The following is an 18,076-nucleotide window of genomic DNA, read 5'->3' on the forward strand; positions in this document are numbered from 1 at the left end:
GTTTCTACTCTTTTAATCTTAACCAATTTCTGGAGAAAATTTCTGGATTGAATTTCTGCTATAGTTTAAGATAAAATTCTGCTCGATCTTCAGGTTATATCATGCCAGTTGCGATCGCCTCTCGCTTTGCTCGTTATATTGTTGTTGTCAGCACGATCGCTTTGCCTTTTCAGCTTACGCTTAACCTCACGGTTAAAAAGGTAATGGCTGTAACTATTGTGCCAAAGAAAGAAATAGAATCATCTTTGCGATCGCGCTCTTTCAATCTCCAAGAAGATAGAGAAAAAATAGCAGTGTTTTCTTCTATTTTTGATCGCGAAAATGTTTTACAAGCTCAAATTATTTCTCCAGATGAACCACCCTCTACAAACCCTTTACCCGAGCCACAAATCCCTCGCCTTCCTCCTCCTTCAGAACTTCTTACTCCTCTAGAACCAACTTTAGAAAACCCCGAACTTACTCCAGAGGAAAATATTCCTGGAACGATCGAAGTTCAAAGTTTTGAAGTAATTGGCAGCACTATATTTAGCCAGGAAGAATTAGCAGAAATTACCAGAGAATACACTAATCGTCCTATTTCTTTTGCGGAACTATTACAAGTTCGTTCTAAGATTACTCAGTATTATCACGATCGCGGTTATATTACAACAGGTGCTTTTATTCCACCGCAAAATAGTCAGGATGGTGTTATTCAAATTCAAGTCATTGAAGGAGAAATTGAAGAAATCAACATTCAAGGAACAAACCGACTCCATCCTAACTATATTCGCAGTCGTTTGGGAATTGCCGTACAACCTCCTCTCAATGTGAAACGCTTGCAAGAAGCCCTCCAACTCTTGCAACTCGATCCTTTAATTGAGAACCTTTCTTCTGAGTTATCAACGGGGACAAAAATAGGCTCAAATATCTTAGAAGTTGAGGTTAGAGAAGCAGATAGTTTTAGCGTACAATTGCCTTTTAGTAACTCTCGTTCTCCAAGTGTGGGTAGCGATCGCCGAGGAATTAATATTATCGAAGGAAATGTATTGGGTTTGGGAGATAGTCTTGCTCTGGGTTATAGTAATACGACGGGCAGTAATGGGTTTGATTTTAGCTATACATTGCCTTTAAATCCTTACAACGGAACCGTGCGCCTTGCTTTGGGAAATACATCGAGTACGGTTATTGAAGAACCGTTTGATATTCTGGATATTCGCTCCAAATCTAGTTATTATGAAGTAACATTGAGGCAGCCAATTCGACAAACACCGTCAGAAGAGTTTGTCATGGGTTTGACATTTTCTCATCAAACTAGCGCGACAACACTATTAGATATTCCCTTTCCTTTATCTAATGGTGCAGACGATGATGGGGTAACAAAATTATCGGTTTTGCGTTTTTTTCAAGAGTGGACAAAACGCAGCGAACGAGAAGTTTTAGCTGCTCGTTCTCAGTTTAATTTAGGGGTTAATTGGTTTGATTCTACCCAAAATACTGAGTCTCCAGATAGTAACTTTTTCTCCTGGCAAGGACAATTTCAATGGGTAAGATTGTTAGCAGAAGATACTTTATTTGTCCTGCGAGCAGATTCGCAAATTAGCGATCGCCCTATGTTATCATTAGAACAATTTGCGATGGGGGGACAAGAAACTGTTCGAGGTTATCGTCAGGATGTTTTATTGGCAGATAATGGAGTGGTAGCAACAGCAGAACTAAGAATTCCCCTGGTGCGAGTTCCCGAAATTCAAGGACTATTGCAAATCGCTCCATTTATTGATTTTGGTCTGGGTTGGAACAATACAGAAGATAATACTCTTGACACCAATGTTATTAGTTCTTTTGGATTAGGATTGCGATGGCAGCAATGGGAGCGTTTAAATATCCGTCTTGATTGGGGTATTCCTTTAACCAATCTCGATTCCACTCCAAATACTTTGCAGGAAAATGGGCTGTATTTTTCAATTAATTATCTATTCTAATTAACTCTCAACTATAAACTATACACTAACCACTATAAACTAACCATGAAACGACTATTTAAAAACTCAATTTGGAAGCAGATAAAATGGGGACTTTTAGCGATCGCCGTTCTAATTCTTTCCTTACTACTCACCCCTCCTTCGATTGTAGCGAATCCTGTCCCCAACAGCGCGATCGCCCTCGAACAGCAAGGAAAGACCCTTTATCAAGCTGGACGTTATGCTGAAGCTGCTGCTATCCTGCAACAGTCCCTACAAGTCTATCAAAGCCAAGGAGATGAACTCGAGGAGGCCGCGATCTCAAGCAATCTGGCTTTAACTTATCGCCAAATGGGAGCGATCGCCACAGCCGAAGAAGCGATCGCCGACAGTTTAGAAATTCTGCAACGCATAGATGCAAAAGGACGCGATCGCATTTTGGCGCAAACCTTAAATATTCAAGCCAGTTTAGAACTCAGCAAAGGACAGCCGGAAAAGGCGATCGCCTTATGGGAAAAAGTTGCAAAGATATACCAAGACTTGGGAGACAACGAAGGGAAAATTCGCACCCAAATTCATCAAGCCACCGCGATGCAATCAGCCGGATTATTTCGCTTGGCTTTAAAAACTCTCGAAACCGTTAAAACTCAGTTAGAGACACAACCCGACTCTATTACCAAAGCCCTAGGATTGCGATCTTTAGGAGATACCCTGCGTTTAGTGGGAGATTTGGGCAAATCCCAAGACAGTTTAAATGAGAGTCTCTCCGTCGCCAAAAATCTGCAATCTCCCCAAGTTCTCAGCAATATTCTCTTGAGTTTGGGCAATCTTGCAAGAGTACAAAGAAACACTGATGAATCCCTCAATTTCTATCAACAAGTTGCCAATCTTTCCCCTTCACCCCTAACTAAAACCCAAGCACAACTCAATCAGTTTAGTTTATTAATTGAACAGGAAAAGACCCAAGCCGCCAGAAATTTACTCCCCCAGATCGATGCAGAGATAGAACAATTACCCCTCAGTCGCGCCGCCATTTATGCCAGAATCAATTTGTCCCATAGCTTAATGCAGCTTTCCCCCTCAGAATTCGCACCAACCAGCGCCCGAGAACTGGCGATCGCCACTCAACAGGCTCAAACTTTGGGAGACGATCGCGCCCGCGCTTATGCTTTAGGATACCTCGGCCAAGTCTACGAACAAACCCAACAACTGGATGCAGCCCTAGACCTCACTCAACAAGCCTTAATCGTCGCTCAATCCATCGATGCACCCGATATTACCTATTCCTGGCAATGGCAGCTAGGACGGCTTTTAAAAGCCACTGGAGGCGATCGCGCCGGGGCGATTTCTGCCTATCGCGAAGCCGTCAACACCCTGCAAACCCTGCGAAGCGATTTAGCCGCGATTCAATCGGAAGTCACCAATTCAGATTTACAATTCTCCTTCCGGGAAAGCGTCGAACCCGTTTATCGGGAATTCGTGAGTTTATTATTAGAACCCGAAGAAGGAACAGCCAGTCCCGCAGACATCGAACAGGCACGTAAAACCATTGAATCCCTGCAATTAGCCGAACTTGATAACTTCTTCCGATCGGCGTGTTTGAATGCAAAACCCGTCAATGTCGATCGCATCGATCGCAAAGCCGCCATTTTCTACCCGATTATTCTCCGCGATCGCCTAGAAGTCATCCTCAGCTTACCGGGGCAACCCTTAAGCCATTATGCCACCCAACTCCCCCAAGAAACAGTCGATCGCACCGTGCAAGCCCTTCGCACTTCCCTCACTCAAGCGAATCGATTTTCCTTTCGGCACGATGCAAAAGAAGTCTATGAGTGGTTAATTCGACCCATTGAGGGACAATTGGCGCAAAGTCAAGTCGAAACCCTTGTTTTCATCCCCGATGGCGTATTGCGAGGGATTCCCATGGGGGCGCTTTATGATGGCGAACAGTTTTTAATTGAAAAATACGCGATCGCCGTGGCTCCTGGGTTAGAATTAACCGACTCGGGGGCATTACAACGGGAAGAAATTCGCGTACTCAAAGCCGGTGTTTCCCTTGCCCGCCAAGGGTTTAACGCCCTGCCTGGGGTTGAAGTCGAACTGACAGAAATTAGCGACCGTGTTGCGGGAGAAGTGCTACTCAACGAGAATTTCACAGAAGCCACCATTCAAAAGGCGATCGACTCTGCTCCCTTTCCTATTATCCATTTTGCCACTCACGGAAATTTTAGTTCCAGTGCAGCAGATACTTATATTCTCACTTGGGACGATCAAATTAATGTTAACGAATTGAGCGAACTTTTACGCACGGCTGGATTGGGGGGATCGAAGGCGATCGAGCTTTTAGTGTTTAGTGCCTGCGAAACCGCAAGCGGCGATCGGCGGGCAGCCCTGGGAATTGCTGGGGTTGCAGTGAGGGCGGGCGCTCGCAGTACAATGGCAAGTTTATGGTTAGTGAATGATGAAGCAACTTCGGAATTAATGCAGCAGTTTTATTCAGAGTTACTGAAAGAAAAAGTGACTAAAGCAGAAGCATTGCGCCGCGCCCAAATCACTGTTTTAAAGAATCCCAAATATAACGGACATCCCTATTTTTGGGCTCCATTTATTTTGGTGGGTAATTGGTTATAATAACCCGAGTTGCTAGTTAAAAATAGGATACGTTTCGATCCCCCTAAATCCCCCTTAAAAAGGGGGACTTCCGGATTCTCCCCTCTTATCCCCCTTGAAAAGGGGGAGGATAGAGGATGCTTCGCTTTTCAACGATGGGGGCTGGGGGGGGATCGAATCAATAACTAGCAAGTTGAGTTATAACATCAAATTCGGTTAAACAACCCAATAATCCTATCCCATCAATTGATTAATTTGCTCTATCCATCGCTGTCTTTCCGCGTGTTCTAATTGTAGAATATCCTCTAACGGCCAGTGAAAATTGAGAGCAATATAGGCTATCTCTTGGTATAAGCGATCCAAGGGATAGCCTATGACTCCCCCACTGCTAACATTTCCCCTCCCCAGCCGTTAATTTGATTATAAAAACTTTGTAAATAATCAGAATCTATTAAAAATAAATCTTCAAGAATTGCGATCGAAATTGTGGATAATTCCTCCAATTGAACGATCGTGCGGGACAAGACAACTAACATTCGATAAGCAGGATTTTCCAACACGAGAGGATGTTTCTGGACAATCAGTTCATCGGCTCCGGTTGCCAAGCGCATCATCCCAGTACGATATAGGTTGCCCTCTTTATCGATTAAACCCTTCGGGAGGGTAAAATTGTACTTTGTAGAAATCATAATTGGCGATCTGTGGTTTTCCTCGTTCTCAGATTTAATCAGAATATAATCAGAAATAGAAAGAGCAAGACGGGAGGATAGAGTTTCCTCATTGTATTTGCCATTACAGGAGGAATTATAGTAACATAAAAAGCAGCTATTTTTGCAGTTTTTGAGAAAATCTCCAAAGCGATCGCGCTATCAAGACAAAACTAATTCAATTACCAAGATTTAGAGGAACAAATTATGGGTAGAATTAATCCCTACACTTTACGAATGCAAATCACTCGAATGTTTGAGCAAGGACAATCTATGTTTTGTACCTTGAAGGTTCGTGATTGGCTATTAGAGCGCAATGAAGACCCCGACGAATACGAGATTATTTTTCATCAAAAACCTGCACCACCAAGAGCAGTAGCAGCAATGGTTGTAGAAATTGAACTCAAGCGAAAAGACGGAGAACCGACGGATTCTTGGTTAGCCGAACAAGTGAATCTTTTTACTTGATTGAGTGCTTTGTTTGGAGTGCTTTTTCTGGTAATATTTAGAATGCAATAGTAGAATCATGTTTGCTCAATCCAATCCTCAAGATATCCTTGTAGAATTATTGACAAAAGGAGAATGCGATCGCGCTTCTCTCCTCTATCCAAAGAATTGAGAGTGAAGCAAAACAAATTGAGAATGAAGTAATTGCGGCGATCGCACTCTTCAATTTGTGACTCGATCTGACTCATTATGGCTTAAAATGACTCGGAAGCAGGAGAAGCGATCGCTCAAAATGCGACCTTCAACTCGGGTAGCAAGTTGTGAGTTTGTCCGGACAAAGTAGGAGTAAACCTCCGCTCAACTGGGAAATTAACGATACGATTAGGGAAACGATCTTTTTATCGCGATATGGTTAACCTTTCCCAAACTCGGCAGCAGAACCCACTCCCAACCTCCCCCAAGAGGAGAGACCTGCCCACCATGTACGATTTACCGAGTGAAGAAGTAGGAGAACCCGGTTTGCCCGACCAATACCATCCCATACAAGCCGAACTTCTCGAGCAAACATTTCAACCTTTGACCTACTCACCAGAGCAGGTATTTTCAGCAATGGATCTCAACATCTACTATGATGCGGACAACACGCGACGATACAAGCGTCCGGATTGGTTTGGGGTTGTGGGAGTTCCTCGACTTTACGAAGACCGAGATTTAAGAATGAGTTATGTCATTTGGCAAGAAGGAATCAATCCTTTTATCATCGTGGAGTTATTATCCCCCAGTACCCAAGCCCAAGACTTAGGACAAGTTGAATCAGATCCCGATGGAAATCCCACAAAATGGGAAGTTTACGAACAAATTCTGCAAGTGCCGTATTATGTTGTTTATGACCGCACCCAGAATTCTTTTCGAGCATTTCATTTGCAAGGTAGGCAATATCAAGAGTTAGAAATAACCGATAATCGCTTGTGGTTAGAAGAATTGGGGTTAGGATTGGGACTGTGGCAAGGAAATCATAAGAGAATCGATCGCTTATGGTTGCGTTTTTACGACGATTCCCTGAATTGGATTCCAACTTCAACGGAACGGGAAGAACAGGAAAGGCTAGAAAAAGAAGCCGCACAAGCAAGAGCCGAACGATTCAGACAATTGCTCATCGAAAATGGCATCAACCCAGATGAGACTTGAATTCAGCAAATTATTTAAAGATTCATCATGTTCTTCTTTGCACGCTCCACCTCCAAGTTGAATTTATATTGTGCGTCTGCAAGTGCCGTAGATTCAGAATACCCGGTTCCTACACTTGTGATTTCATTCCCTCTATACACTTTTCCCCGATCCATTCCTGAAGTGAAATAAGCAGTAAGTTGTCCTCTCAGAGTTAAATACCAAATCCCATCACTTTCTTGATAGCCATGTTTAAAATACAGATCCATATCAAAACGAAGATTATAAATTGGCGGACCCTTGGGCTTTTTTTTAGGTGTATAATCTTTAGGTGAGTTTTTGACGCAGTAGCTAAAAATTGGCACGAAGAAAGGACCAGCAATGATTAGAAAAGACAATATATTTCCGATAGATACGGGTAAAGCTCCTACTTCTAGAAGAATAAATAGAGGTAATCCTATTACAAGTGTAACTCCACACATAAGAATAAATATTAAGACAGAACCGCCAATAACATCACCAACACTTGGTTTTTCCTCTTCTATACTAATATACTAACCGTCCATATTGCACTTATAACACAAAGAATTATATAAAATAAGAGTTCCATGTTTCTGAATCCTTTGAAAAGTTAATGTTTTCTGCGCGTTGGGCTTTTTGTTTGACAGGCTAGATGTTGCCATCTCACAACTTACTATTCTAACCCATAACATAATCGGACAACCCAAAAGTAGGCAGATCGAAAGGGAGCAGGTCAAACCTGCTGAACAAAAGAACTACTTGACAAATGGGCAGAATAGATATAGGGATGAGAGGAGAAAATTTAGACACTGCTAAATAATAATCTGTAATCCCTCCTTAGTTTTTTTGTTCTTACACAGTTGACCTGCTCTCTATTGAGAGAGGCGATCGCGGCGGAATTTCTATCTATACTAAAATCAGGAAATAAGAATTAAAATGCCTCAAAATCCTCATAGTGGTTATCATTGGGATGGAATCAGCCGACGCTTTTTTGAAGGTTGGTACTATCGCGTTACCCTGCCTCAACTCCAACAGACTTTTGCTTTTATGTATTCTTTGGAAGACCCCTTGGGAGGGCAATATAGTGGTGGATCGGCACAAATATTAGGGGCAAACGATGAGTATTTATGGCGCACTTTTCCCGATGCTAAATTATTTTGGGCAGAGGGCGATCGCCTTGCTTTAGGACATTGGCGAAAAAGAGATTTAGATATTCCTCCTCAAGAACTCGATCCCGAAGAATTTACCCAAAATATTCAGGAAGGATATCAAGCAACAGATAGGCTCAATCAAGGGTTTATTCGCGATCCAGCCACCAAGTTTTACTGTCGCTGGCAATATACTATTCAACCTATTTATGGCTGGGGAAATGCCAATTCTCCCCAACAATCTACCGCCGGTTGGCTATCTCGTTTTCCGATTTTTGAACCGGGATGGCAAATTTTAATGGCGCATGGTTTAGCAACAGGATGGATCGATTGGAATGAGCAAAGATATTATTTTACTGATGCTCCGGCCTATAGTGAAAAAAATTGGGGAAATTCTTTTCCTCAGAAATGGTTTTGGTTAAACTGCAATGCCTTTACAGGAGAAAACGATCTGGCTTTAACCGCAGGAGGAGGAAGAAGAAAAGTAATGTGGTGGATGGAATCGGTGGGATTAATTGGCATTCACTATCAAGGGAAATTCTACGAGTTTGTTCCTTGGAATGCAAGCATAAAATGGCAGGTTGAACCTTGGGGAAAATGGCAAATGCAGGCGCAAAATTCTGAATATGAAGTAGAACTCATTGGCAGCACCGATCGCCGGGGAATTCCCCTCAGAGCGCCCACAGAATCGGGATTAATATTTTGTTGCCAAGACACGATGAAGGGAGATTTACAATTAGAATTACGCAAGCGAGGAGGAGCAGTAATTTTGCAAGCAAATAGTTCAGTTTGCGGGTTAGAAATTGGGGGTCAACCTTGGGATGAATCTTGGATGCACTAAGAAATTACCTCGAGTTTTAAGTTATCAATTGCGATCGCCTCGTAAGCATTCAGGTCGAGGGGTTGACAAAAAGAGAAGAGTAAGTAATGTAGAAGAATGAAAATTCGAGCAACTGCCATCTCAAAGGCGAGAAACCCAAGAAGCAAGTGCCTATGCGAGTTGGGCAGAATCGTTTAAAGAGCGCATCCAACAGACTATTGACGCTTGGTGGGAGAAAGCCGGTTATGGGGCGCGTTTATTGTTGCGTTCTTTCGAAAAGTAGCGCAATGGATTACAAAAATCATATTACCGGATACAACCACAATAATTAGTAAGACAAAAAATTTAGAACAAGTGTTAGAGCAATTAAAACAAGTAGAAGGGATGACTTTTTTTGATGAAAAAACCAAAAACACAAAATATGGAAAAATATCTTCTAATGATATCAAGTTAGAAGAATTGGAGTTCAAAAGTTCTTTGAGTGCATTTTTAATCACTAATACTCAAAATGATACCCCCCGGTGTACGGAAAATGATCCTCAACTCCAGTGATAACCCACTCCATTCAGGCGATCGCCTCAACAACCCGTTAATGCGTAAGTCCTACTTTTCTGAAGCGCGATCGCGTAACTAACAATTATCGAGAATTGAAATCAATATTATTTTCTCGCAATAAACGTTTCAATCTCTTGTTGCGCTGATTCTGCTTGCAGCTAGAGAGCGAGACGCTCCCACTACTGTATTCTATCGTCATGGTAGTGCGGGCATCCTGCCCGCTAATGCGTAAGTTCTATTATCGTTTCGTTGAATCAATATGTCTACCCCTACAGGTTTAAGTGAAGCTGAGGCGATCGCGCGACGCAAAGCAGGTCAAGGAAATAATGTTACCCTGGAAACCAGTCGCTCTTATTTACAAATTCTCCAAGAAAATCTGTTTACTTTTATTAATACTGTCTTTTTTACCCTGAGTATTTTCTTGATTTTTTTAGGACGAGTTGGCGATGCCGTCTTAGTAGGAGTGGTGATTTTAGGAGGGATAATTATCAATGTTTTGCAAGAGGTTTGGGCAAAACAAAAACTCGATCGCATTGCCTTATTAACTCGTCCCCAAGCAACGGTAATTCGGGCAGGGAAAGAACGCAATATAGACCCTAAAGAGATTGTGATGGGTGATATTCTCGTGCTAGAAATGGGGGATCAAATTGTTGTTGATGGAGAAATTATTGGCGAAACTGGAGTTGAAGTCGATGAATCTCTACTCACGGGAGAATCTGATGCGATCGCCAAACAAACCGGAGATACAGTTTATTCGGGAAGCATTTGTACGAGCGGCAGTACTTATTATCAAGTGACTCAAGTTGGCAAAGCCAGCGTTGCCTATCAAATTACCGCAAAAGCACGAGAATTTCGCAAAACTTACACGCCTTTACAATTAGAAATTAATATTGTTATTCGCATTTTTCTCCTACTGGCAATTTTCCTTTGGATTTTAGTTGGAATTGCTGTTTGGACGGGGTTTTTAAACTTTCGAGATGGCGTACAAAGAGCCGCCGTAATTGCTGGATTAGTCCCCAGTGGTTTATATTTATCAATTACTTTGGCTTATGCTTTGGGAGCAGTGCGAATGGTGGGTCAAGAGGTATTAATTCAACAGGCCAATGCAGTCGAATCCTTGAGTAATGTTGATATTTTGTGCTTGGATAAAACAGGAACTTTGACGGCTAATCGAATTCATCTTCATCGCCGCGATGCGATTGATATTTCCGATTTAGAGTTGCGAGAAATTTTAGGAGATTATGTTGTTAATAGTACAGCAAAAAACAAAACGAGTGAGGCGATCGCCCTAGTTTGTCCAGGAATAAAACGAACAGTCACTGGGGAAATTCCCTTCTCTTCAACGCGAAAATGGAGCGCGATCGTTTTCGATGATTCTCAACGACATGGAACCTATATTCTCGGCGCACCAGAGATGTTAGGCGATCGCGCTTCTTTAAGCATAATTCACCAGGACAAAATTAAAGACCTAACTAAACAAGGATTGCGGGTTCTCCTCCTCATTCATCATCCTCAAATTTTAGCATTAAATGAAATTAAAAATTTTCTCTCTTCCACATCTATATCTGGAGATTTAGACCCAAATATAGCCAGTTTTACTCCCCTAGGAATTATCAGTTTTGGGGACGAATTACGCCCCAATGTAAAAGAAACTCTAGCCGGTTTTACTACCGCAGGAATTGACTTAAAGATTATTTCAGGAGATAATCCCGATACAGTGGCTTCTCTGGCAACACAGGTAGGATTAGGAGAGAAAATACCGATTATTTCTGGTGTAGAGTTAGCGCAAATGGATGATGCTGAATTTACTCGCGCTGCTAAAAAATATCAAATTTTTGGGCGCATTACACCAGAACAAAAAGCCCAATTAGTGGGGAGTTTACGAAAAGAGGGACATTATATTGCAGCAATGGGAGATGGAGTAAATGACGTTTTAGCTTTAAAAAAAGCAAATTTAGGGATTGCAATGGAAAGCGGCAGTAAAGCGACGCGAAATGCTGCGGATATTGTGCTATTAAAAGATTCTTTTGCATCTCTTCCTCATACCTTTCTGGAAGGTCAGCGCATTCGTAATGGTATTCAAGATGTTCTAAAATTGTTCATGGTTCGGGTATTTGTGGTAACGTTAATTATTTTTGCAACGGGACAAGTTTTAGGGACTTTTCCTCTGTTGAATAAACATAGTGCTGTCGTCACCATTGTTGCTGTTGGACTACCAACCATGTTTATGCCAATTTGGGCAAAAACGGGACAATTTCCTCGAGGTAGTATTGTTCGATCTTTATTAACTTTTACCCTTCCTGCTACTTTAAGCATGACTTTAACAGGGTTGGGAGTATATTTGGGATATTTGGTTAAGAGTCTTTGGGATGCAACAGATAGCGAAGTTATGACTTCTTTAGCACTAGGATTATCGGGATCGGCGAGTTTGAGTTTATGTAATGCTATTGTTAGTTTGCAGGGCGCATTTTTAAGCGATCGCCTTCTGGCTATTCCTCGCAGTGCTTTGGTGACAATTTTGGTTTGGTGCGGGTTGCTATTAATTCCTTTTCTCAAACCTCCAACCACAGCTTGGGTAGGTGGAGAAGCACTATCTAAAGATTGGCGCTATACAGGCATTGCGATCGCATTATTGGGTGTATATTGTCTCATACTCGCTATTCCGGTCACGCGCAACTTTTTTGAACTATCTTTGTTAAGTTGGCTGGATTATTGTATTCTTGGTTTGGTGGCTTTGGCCTGGTGTTTGGTCTTGCGCTATTTATGGCGAACAAAATTATTAGATCGCTTTTTAGGGATCGAATTAGAATAAAATAAAAATGCCATAAAATTAAAAATCAATTGGGTAATAAAAATGACTCTCGATCGCCCCCAAGGAAGAATGCTCCTTGCTCATAATTTTGCCTTGACTGAAACAATTGTTCCCGAAATTTCTCGAGAAGCATTTGTGTCCCTTTTTCTGGAAGAATTGGGCGATCGCACCGATATGAGTTGTCGTCCTTTAGATCATGCTCACTGGATGCTTGAAATTCTTTTTGATCCTGAAGTATTAGAACCTAAAAAAGTAGGAGAAATCTGTGCTGAAGCTCTAGCCGAAACTCGAAAGATACAAAAAGTATATCCAAAAAGTTTCTATAATATTCTCATTTTAGCCGGACAGAAACAAACTCCCGTCGCGAGTTCCGATCCCGACAGTCTTCAAACTGGAGAATGGGGAGTTGATGTTGTAGAAACAGAATCAATTGCAGCGTTTCTCGACTCCATTGGTTGGAAGGAAGAAAACGATCGCAAACCGACTATTTTTCGAGTTGAACTACAAGTTTAATTTCTCGAACCCAATTAAATGCTAAATTTTAAATATTCAACTCTCATTGATGCGTCGGTGGAAACGGTTTGGAATTTTCACGAAAGAGCCGATATTTTGCAAGTTTTAACACCCCCTTGGCAACCTGTAAAGGTTATTCGTCGTGAAGGAGGTTTAGGAGTGGGTGCAATTTCTGAATTTCGCCTATTTATTGGCTTTATTCCGGTGACTTGGGTGGCACGTCATACCCACTTCAAGCTATATTGTTTCTTTATTGACGAACAAATTGAGGGTCCCCTAGTTTCTTGGCAGCATCGTCACCAATTCGACGACGAGGGAGGACAAACGAGATTAACTGATGCGATCGCATACGAACTTCCTGGAGGTGGGTTAGCTGAATTTTTCCTCGGTTGGTGGGTGGAGTTGCGCTTGCGGGATATGTTTCGTTATCGTCATGAGGTAACGCAACAAAAATGTGAAAATGCCTATCATAGTATTGATGATTTGTCAAGTTAATTAGAGTGAGAAAAAAATATTAATTTCCGACAAAACTCAAGATAGTCTCAAAAAGGTCGCAGGAGGACGAAGAGGAGGAAAACGGCAATTGGATCGAAATCTGTGGGAGAAACTGGCTTAAATTTCTGGGAGCAATAGAATAGAGTTATAACGCGATCGCGATATTCTAAACTGGGAAAAGAATTGTCCTGCTTCGTATATTTAACTAAGCAAAATCATCATGGTTAGATCTGCTGTTTCCCAATTGCCTACAACCCAAAGTAGTAAATTTTCCTGTCCCTTTCCCATCGATCGCTATCCCACCGTGGGACTCGAGCATGGAGAAGGAGGAAAACTGATGCAGCAGTTAATCGAACAGATGTTCTTACCAGCTTTCACACTTCCAGGACAGCGATCGCCAACTCTTCACGACTCCACCGAAATTGTCGTCCCTGGCCCAAAACTTGCCTTTAGTACAAACTCTTATATGATGCGTCCCTTCTTTTTTCCAGGGGGAAATATCGGCGGGGTTTCCGTGTATAGTACCATTAACAACTTAGGCATGAGCGGTGCGCGTCCCCTTTATCTCACGACTGGATTTATCATTGAAGAGGGTTTTTCCACCAAAACATTATGGCGCATTGTGCAATCTATGCGCCAAGCATCTTTGCAATCGCGGGTACAGATCGTAGCGGGGGATACGCGAGTTGTCCCCAAAGGAACAATAGACGGAATGATCGTGAATACTTCAGGATTGGGTGCGATCGAACATAATCTCTTAATTTCTCCTTTATCCGTGCGTCCAGGAGATGTCATTCTGGTGAATAGCGATATCGGTCGCCACGGTATTGCGATGATAGCACAGGAAGCAGGACGAGAATGGGATGGAACAATTGCCAGCGATTCTGCACCTTTTGCGAGTTTAATCTTACATTTGCTCAAATCGAGGGTAGAAATCCACTGTTTGCGGGATATCACTCGTGGAGGACTAGCCAGTGCTTTAAATGCGATCGCGCAAACAGGAAAATTAACGATACAAATTGCCGAAAATAGCATTCCTCTTCGCAAAGATGTGCGCGAAGCCAGCAAAAGCTGGGGAATCGATCCTCTCTATACAGCCAGTGCTGGCTGCTTTTTGGCGATTATTCCCCCTTCTTCAGTTAAACTGGCTCTGGAAATTCTCCGCACTCAAAATCCTCGTGCTTGTGCAATTGGAACTATCGTTGGTCGTAGCGATCGCGCTACGGGTTTGATCCAATTACAAGGGACTGCGGGAAGACGCTTTCTGGAATATAAAAGATAAGCAGATTTAGCTGCTTGTTGAGGGTAAAAAATAGCAATCCGTCAAGGAAAAAAAGAACATGGTAGAATTGGGATTAGTACAATAACTCGTCTGCAAATTTATGAAAGGTTTCTCCAATCCGCGATCGCGCTTTAGCATTGTGACTCTGATTGTTTTGACGGCTTCAGTAGTAATTCCTAAATCAGTAAATAGCCAACAGATTCCCGACCGCAACCCTGAAAATCCCTATCCTGAAGAAATTGTGGGCAGATTTGTGAATAGTTGTACTAATTCGGCAACGACTCAGACGAACATTCCTGAAACGATGGCGCGATCGGCTTGTCAGTGCATGATTTGGCAAATTCAAGATCGTTATAGTTTTGAAGATTTTGCCACGCTTTCACAGCGCTTTTCCCAAGATAGAGAAGCTGCTCAAGAATTTGTGCAAATTGTTACTGCTTGTTCCCCAACACCAAATAGTTAAAAAAATAATGAATGATGGGTGCTTCTTTACCAAAAAACTGGGTTTAAAGCCCCGTCCTCTCTTACTTGGTTGGATATGCTGTTCGCGAAGCGTTCCCGGAGGGAGTAGGAAACCTCAGCATCCCCCAAGCGCTTAAGCGAAGCGGAGGTCGGCTTTGAGGAATGTAGTGGAAAGAAATTATTTGTGGTAAACTAAAACAATTAAAGGAGGTGATGTTAATTGTTTGGTTGTCAACAAAACTTGATTAAAGACTCAGAAAATTTGCCATTTCTTGAATACCTTTGTAGAACAGCGAATAAACTCATAAACTGTGGCGTTTATTTGGCACGTCAGTGGTACTTCAAGTGTAACTATATCACAGGAAAGTACGATCTAGAAAAAGAACTGAAGCAAAATTTCAATTATCAGTTTCTTCACTCTCAAGCTGCACAACAAACTTTAAGAGGCGTTGCTGAGTCTTTCAAATCCTATAAGGAACTTTCTAAGAAGTACCTCAAAGGAGAATTAGAAAACCGTCCTCGACTTCCTAAGTACCGGAAAAAGGGAGGATTGGGAACAATAACTTATCCTAAACAAGCACTGAGACTAAAAGAGGATAAAGTCAGAATTCCTCTAGGTTTAAAAGTAAAAGCAGCCTTCGGAGTTGATGCGTTTCTGTTGCCAATTCCTGCTAATCTCGACTTTAAAAAGATTAGAGAAATTCGTATTCTCCCTCGTAATGGGTGCTTTTATGTGGAGTGGGTTTATCAATTAGAACCTCAGCAAATGGAGCTAGATAAGGATAAAGTTCTCGGTATCGATCATGGTTTGGACAACTGGTTAACCTGTATTAGCAATACGAGAACGAGTTTTATTGTAGATGGGAAACACCTCAAATCAGTCAATCAATGGTACAACAAACAGATTGCGACGATTAAGGAGAATAAACCTCAAGGATTCTGGTCTAAAAGACTATCTCACATCACTGAAAAGCGTAACCGTCAGATGCGGGATGCGGTTAATAAAGCAGCGAGATTGGTTATTAACCATTGCTTAGAAAATGGCATCGGTCGCGTTGTCTTTGGTTGGAACAAAGGACAAAAGAACGGTATCAATATTGGTGCTAAGAATAACCAAAAGTTCGTGCAGATTCCCACAGCCAAACTCAAAGAACGCATCAAGCAATTATGTAAACTGTACGGGATTGAATTTGTTGAAACTGAGGAAAGTTACACCTCGAAAGCATCGTTTTTAGATGATGATTTCTTGCCAACATTCGGTGCAAAACCCGAAAGCTGGAAACCATCAGGAAAGCGAATTAAGCGGGGATTATATTGCACTCAGAATGGTTTGTTCGTCAATGCTGACTGCAACGGAGCAGCGAACATTTTGAGAAAAGTAGCGGCAACTTTAGGATTATGTCTTAAAGAAGTCAGTAGCGGCGTTTTGACTACGCCTGTAAGAGTTCATTATTGGACTGCTTCCGAATCCCCGTCTCTTTAGAGCGGGGAGGGTCAATGTTGTTTCATCCAAGCTATACAGTTTTGCATTTGTTGCTTGATGGTTTCGCGATCGCCATTATAGCGCCGACCGTGACCGGGAAGCACCCACTCAAAGGAATAATTGGCCAACTTTTCCATTGAGATAATTTGTTCTTCCCAAGAATACCAACAAGCGCGACGAAAGGCGTATAAATCTCCGGTGTGACGCGATCGCGCTAAATGATCGCCACTAAACAAAAAGGTATCTCGATAGAGTAAAACGGTATGGCCTTTTGTGTGGCCTGGGACGGGAATAATGAGTAAATCGGGTGCTAATTGTATCGTTTCATTGCCTTCGGGTTGAATTTCAACTTCTCGCGTGCTGCTGTTAATTTCATCCTTGTGAAGAATGCGATCGCAGTGAAAATGTTGCTGAAATTTTTGATGATCGGCGACATCATCCCGATGGGTTAAATATAAATAGCGAATTCCTCCCATTTCCTCTAAACGCTTGACTAAAGGAGGAGAAAAGCGGGGAGAATCAACTAATATATTCCCCTCTGGTCTTTGTATGAAGTAACTGGCTGCACCATAGGAATTTTCTGCATGATAGCCGCAGTGATAAATATTTTCAACAATGGCTAGAGGAAAACTTTTTTGTGCTGTTTTGATATCAGTGGGTTTGTTTTCTGTACCAATAGAAGCGGTAGGACAAGAAAGTAAGGCTTGCAAGGCTTGCAATCGTTCTTTTTCATCGGTAGGTTGATGATACACGGCGGATTTTTCCCCCGCACGATTAAACACTGTCGGGGACATCCAGCGACAGGTATCGCAGTCAATACAAGTCTTATCTACATAAAAGTCACCACTAACATTTTCAAGTCGGCGTTGTTGCAGTGTAGCCATTATTTTAGAGCGTAATTTTTTAACAATATTTCTCTATTATAATTGCGATCGCGATGCTCCTGTCCATATCTGCCGCGATCGCCTGTCTTTAAGCCGAAGTTAGAGCGTGTTTTTGCAAGTCTTCAAGAGCGATCGCTTCCAATGCTCTTACGTGAGTTGCGGCGAGAATCACTGGAGGAGCAACCCCGATTTCAAAGGCTTCTTGCCAACGAGAGGCACATAAACACCAGCGATCGCCTGGTTTGAGTCCAGGAAAATCATACATAGGGACAGGGGTGCTTAGATCGTTTCCTTGAGCTTTGCTGAATTGGAGGAAAGCCGGGGTTACTTTAACGCAGACAACATGAGAGCCATAATCTTGTCCTCCTGTGTTGCAATATCCGTCTCGATAAAAGCCAGTCATAGGAGAAGTACAGCAACATTCTAAGGGAGTACCGAGTACATTTTTTGCGTCTGTCATTTTGAGTTTGAGAAATTGCTATTTTTATCTCTTTTTATCCTAAATCCTAGAGGGAGGCGATGTAAGGATTCAGGTCTTGGGGTTGACAAAAGACTCCAATTCAGTTGGGTTGTGGAATCAGAGATAAAGAGGTAGAATTGGATGCCCTCGTCAAAGAAAGAGCCTGTTGAAAAAAGTCAACTGGGATTTATGGAGCAAAGAACGCAACAATAAACGCGCCCCATAACCGGCTTTCTCCCACCAAGCGTCAATAGTCTGTTGGATGCGCTCTTT

Annotated in this window: 19 protein-coding genes; 12 read left to right on the forward strand and 7 right to left on the reverse strand. The window is 42.2% G+C overall.

Annotation, left to right across the window (positions count from 1 at the left end):
* Positions 1-101: 101 nt before the first annotated feature.
* Complete coding sequence (locus tag VB714_RS04230) at positions 102-1,958, forward strand: ShlB/FhaC/HecB family hemolysin secretion/activation protein (RefSeq protein ID WP_323221499.1); 1,857 nt, start codon at positions 102-104, stop codon at positions 1,956-1,958.
* Positions 1,959-2,003: 45 nt separating this feature from the next.
* Positions 2,004-4,568: a CHAT domain-containing protein gene (locus tag VB714_RS04235; protein ID WP_323221501.1), complete on the forward strand. Its 2,565-nt coding sequence runs from the start codon at positions 2,004-2,006 to the stop codon at positions 4,566-4,568.
* A 213-nt stretch (positions 4,569-4,781) separates the two neighbouring features.
* Here VB714_RS04235 and VB714_RS04240 read toward each other — a convergent pair whose 3' ends face one another.
* The gene (locus tag VB714_RS04240; RefSeq protein ID WP_275414384.1) at positions 4,782-4,910 is read right to left on the reverse strand and encodes a DUF6760 family protein; all 129 of its coding nucleotides are present in this window, start codon (positions 4,908-4,910) and stop codon (positions 4,782-4,784) included.
* A gap of 8 nt (positions 4,911-4,918) precedes the next feature.
* The gene (locus tag VB714_RS04245; RefSeq protein ID WP_323221503.1) at positions 4,919-5,236 is read right to left on the reverse strand and encodes a hypothetical protein; all 318 of its coding nucleotides are present in this window, start codon (positions 5,234-5,236) and stop codon (positions 4,919-4,921) included.
* Between the two features lie 225 nt (positions 5,237-5,461).
* Between VB714_RS04245 and VB714_RS04250 the strand changes: the two genes are divergently transcribed.
* A complete protein-coding gene (locus VB714_RS04250; RefSeq protein WP_323221505.1) occupies positions 5,462-5,722 on the forward strand; it encodes a hypothetical protein in 261 nt (86 codons plus the stop codon).
* 56 nt (positions 5,723-5,778) lie between these two features.
* Here the strand turns inward: VB714_RS04250 and VB714_RS04255 are convergent, their stop codons facing one another.
* A complete protein-coding gene (locus VB714_RS04255) occupies positions 5,779-5,949 on the reverse strand; it encodes a hypothetical protein (RefSeq protein WP_323221507.1) in 171 nt (56 codons plus the stop codon).
* A gap of 232 nt (positions 5,950-6,181) precedes the next feature.
* Here VB714_RS04255 and VB714_RS04260 point away from each other — a divergent pair, with 232 nt between their 5' ends.
* A complete protein-coding gene (locus VB714_RS04260) occupies positions 6,182-6,889 on the forward strand; it encodes a Uma2 family endonuclease (protein ID WP_323221511.1) in 708 nt (235 codons plus the stop codon).
* A gap of 14 nt (positions 6,890-6,903) precedes the next feature.
* On the opposite strand, the gene VB714_RS04265 is transcribed toward VB714_RS04260, so the two are convergent.
* On the reverse strand, positions 6,904-7,350 hold the full coding sequence (locus VB714_RS04265; RefSeq protein WP_323221513.1) for a hypothetical protein: 447 nt from the start codon (positions 7,348-7,350) through the stop codon (positions 6,904-6,906).
* Positions 7,351-7,825: 475 nt separating this feature from the next.
* On the opposite strand from VB714_RS04265, the gene VB714_RS04270 reads away from it, so the two are divergent.
* Positions 7,826-8,878: a tocopherol cyclase family protein gene (locus VB714_RS04270; protein WP_323221515.1), complete on the forward strand. Its 1,053-nt coding sequence runs from the start codon at positions 7,826-7,828 to the stop codon at positions 8,876-8,878.
* On the opposite strand, the gene VB714_RS04275 is transcribed toward VB714_RS04270, so the two are convergent.
* Complete coding sequence (locus VB714_RS04275) at positions 8,875-8,997, reverse strand: hypothetical protein (RefSeq protein WP_323221517.1); 123 nt, start codon at positions 8,995-8,997, stop codon at positions 8,875-8,877. The two genes, VB714_RS04270 and VB714_RS04275, sit on opposite strands and share 4 nt — an antisense overlap.
* 85 nt (positions 8,998-9,082) lie before the next feature.
* Between VB714_RS04275 and VB714_RS04280 the strand changes: the two genes are divergently transcribed.
* From VB714_RS04280 to VB714_RS04310, 7 genes are all read left to right on the forward strand, one after another.
* A complete protein-coding gene (locus VB714_RS04280) occupies positions 9,083-9,409 on the forward strand; it encodes a hypothetical protein (RefSeq protein ID WP_323221519.1) in 327 nt (108 codons plus the stop codon).
* 262 nt (positions 9,410-9,671) lie between these two features.
* Positions 9,672-12,224, forward strand: a complete 2,553-nt coding sequence (locus VB714_RS04285) for an HAD-IC family P-type ATPase (protein WP_323221521.1) — start codon at positions 9,672-9,674, stop codon at positions 12,222-12,224.
* Between the two features lie 42 nt (positions 12,225-12,266).
* Positions 12,267-12,737 (forward strand): DUF2656 family protein, encoded by a 471-nt coding sequence (locus tag VB714_RS04290; protein ID WP_323221523.1) that lies wholly within the window; start codon positions 12,267-12,269, stop codon positions 12,735-12,737.
* Positions 12,738-12,755: 18 nt separating this feature from the next.
* A complete protein-coding gene (locus tag VB714_RS04295; protein WP_323221525.1) occupies positions 12,756-13,232 on the forward strand; it encodes an SRPBCC family protein in 477 nt (158 codons plus the stop codon).
* A 220-nt stretch (positions 13,233-13,452) separates the two neighbouring features.
* Positions 13,453-14,514 carry a hydrogenase expression/formation protein HypE gene (hypE, locus tag VB714_RS04300; protein ID WP_323221527.1) on the forward strand — a complete coding sequence of 354 codons (1,062 nt, stop codon included), beginning with the start codon at positions 13,453-13,455 and terminating at the stop codon, positions 14,512-14,514.
* A 100-nt stretch (positions 14,515-14,614) separates the two neighbouring features.
* Positions 14,615-14,977: a hypothetical protein gene (locus VB714_RS04305; protein ID WP_323221529.1), complete on the forward strand. Its 363-nt coding sequence runs from the start codon at positions 14,615-14,617 to the stop codon at positions 14,975-14,977.
* 219 nt (positions 14,978-15,196) lie between these two features.
* On the forward strand, positions 15,197-16,459 hold the full coding sequence (locus tag VB714_RS04310; protein WP_323221531.1) for a transposase: 1,263 nt from the start codon (positions 15,197-15,199) through the stop codon (positions 16,457-16,459).
* A gap of 11 nt (positions 16,460-16,470) precedes the next feature.
* Here the strand turns inward: VB714_RS04310 and VB714_RS04315 are convergent, their stop codons facing one another.
* Positions 16,471-17,343: an MBL fold metallo-hydrolase gene (locus VB714_RS04315; RefSeq protein ID WP_323221533.1), complete on the reverse strand. Its 873-nt coding sequence runs from the start codon at positions 17,341-17,343 to the stop codon at positions 16,471-16,473.
* Between the two features lie 88 nt (positions 17,344-17,431).
* Complete coding sequence (locus tag VB714_RS04320) at positions 17,432-17,803, reverse strand: DUF2237 domain-containing protein (protein WP_323221535.1); 372 nt, start codon at positions 17,801-17,803, stop codon at positions 17,432-17,434.
* Between the last annotated feature and the right edge of the window lie 273 nt (positions 17,804-18,076).

It is taken from the genome of Spirulina sp. 06S082 (genome assembly GCF_034932145.1).
In the GTDB taxonomy this organism is placed as follows: Bacteria; Cyanobacteriota; Cyanobacteriia; order Cyanobacteriales; family Spirulinaceae; genus CCY15215.

Bases quoted from the DNA above. Each gene is read 5' to 3' on its own strand.
- VB714_RS04230 (WP_323221499.1), top strand. From the start codon at position 102: ATGCCAGTTGCGATCGCCTCTCGCTTTGCTCGTTATATTGTTGTTGTC.
- VB714_RS04235 (WP_323221501.1), top strand. From the start codon at position 2,004: ATGAAACGACTATTTAAAAACTCAATTTGGAAGCAGATAAAATGGGGA.
- VB714_RS04245 (WP_323221503.1), bottom strand. From the start codon at position 5,236: ATGATTTCTACAAAGTACAATTTTACCCTCCCGAAGGGTTTAATCGAT.
- VB714_RS04250 (WP_323221505.1), top strand. From the start codon at position 5,462: ATGGGTAGAATTAATCCCTACACTTTACGAATGCAAATCACTCGAATG.
- VB714_RS04255 (WP_323221507.1), bottom strand. From the start codon at position 5,949: ATGAGTCAGATCGAGTCACAAATTGAAGAGTGCGATCGCCGCAATTAC.
- VB714_RS04260 (WP_323221511.1), top strand. From the start codon at position 6,182: ATGTACGATTTACCGAGTGAAGAAGTAGGAGAACCCGGTTTGCCCGAC.
- VB714_RS04265 (WP_323221513.1), bottom strand. From the start codon at position 7,350: ATGTGTGGAGTTACACTTGTAATAGGATTACCTCTATTTATTCTTCTA.
- VB714_RS04270 (WP_323221515.1), top strand. From the start codon at position 7,826: ATGCCTCAAAATCCTCATAGTGGTTATCATTGGGATGGAATCAGCCGA.
- VB714_RS04275 (WP_323221517.1), bottom strand. From the start codon at position 8,997: ATGGCAGTTGCTCGAATTTTCATTCTTCTACATTACTTACTCTTCTCT.
- VB714_RS04285 (WP_323221521.1), top strand. From the start codon at position 9,672: ATGTCTACCCCTACAGGTTTAAGTGAAGCTGAGGCGATCGCGCGACGC.
- VB714_RS04290 (WP_323221523.1), top strand. From the start codon at position 12,267: ATGACTCTCGATCGCCCCCAAGGAAGAATGCTCCTTGCTCATAATTTT.
- VB714_RS04295 (WP_323221525.1), top strand. From the start codon at position 12,756: ATGCTAAATTTTAAATATTCAACTCTCATTGATGCGTCGGTGGAAACG.
- hypE (WP_323221527.1), top strand. From the start codon at position 13,453: ATGGTTAGATCTGCTGTTTCCCAATTGCCTACAACCCAAAGTAGTAAA.
- VB714_RS04305 (WP_323221529.1), top strand. From the start codon at position 14,615: ATGAAAGGTTTCTCCAATCCGCGATCGCGCTTTAGCATTGTGACTCTG.
- VB714_RS04315 (WP_323221533.1), bottom strand. From the start codon at position 17,343: ATGGCTACACTGCAACAACGCCGACTTGAAAATGTTAGTGGTGACTTT.
- VB714_RS04320 (WP_323221535.1), bottom strand. From the start codon at position 17,803: ATGACAGACGCAAAAAATGTACTCGGTACTCCCTTAGAATGTTGCTGT.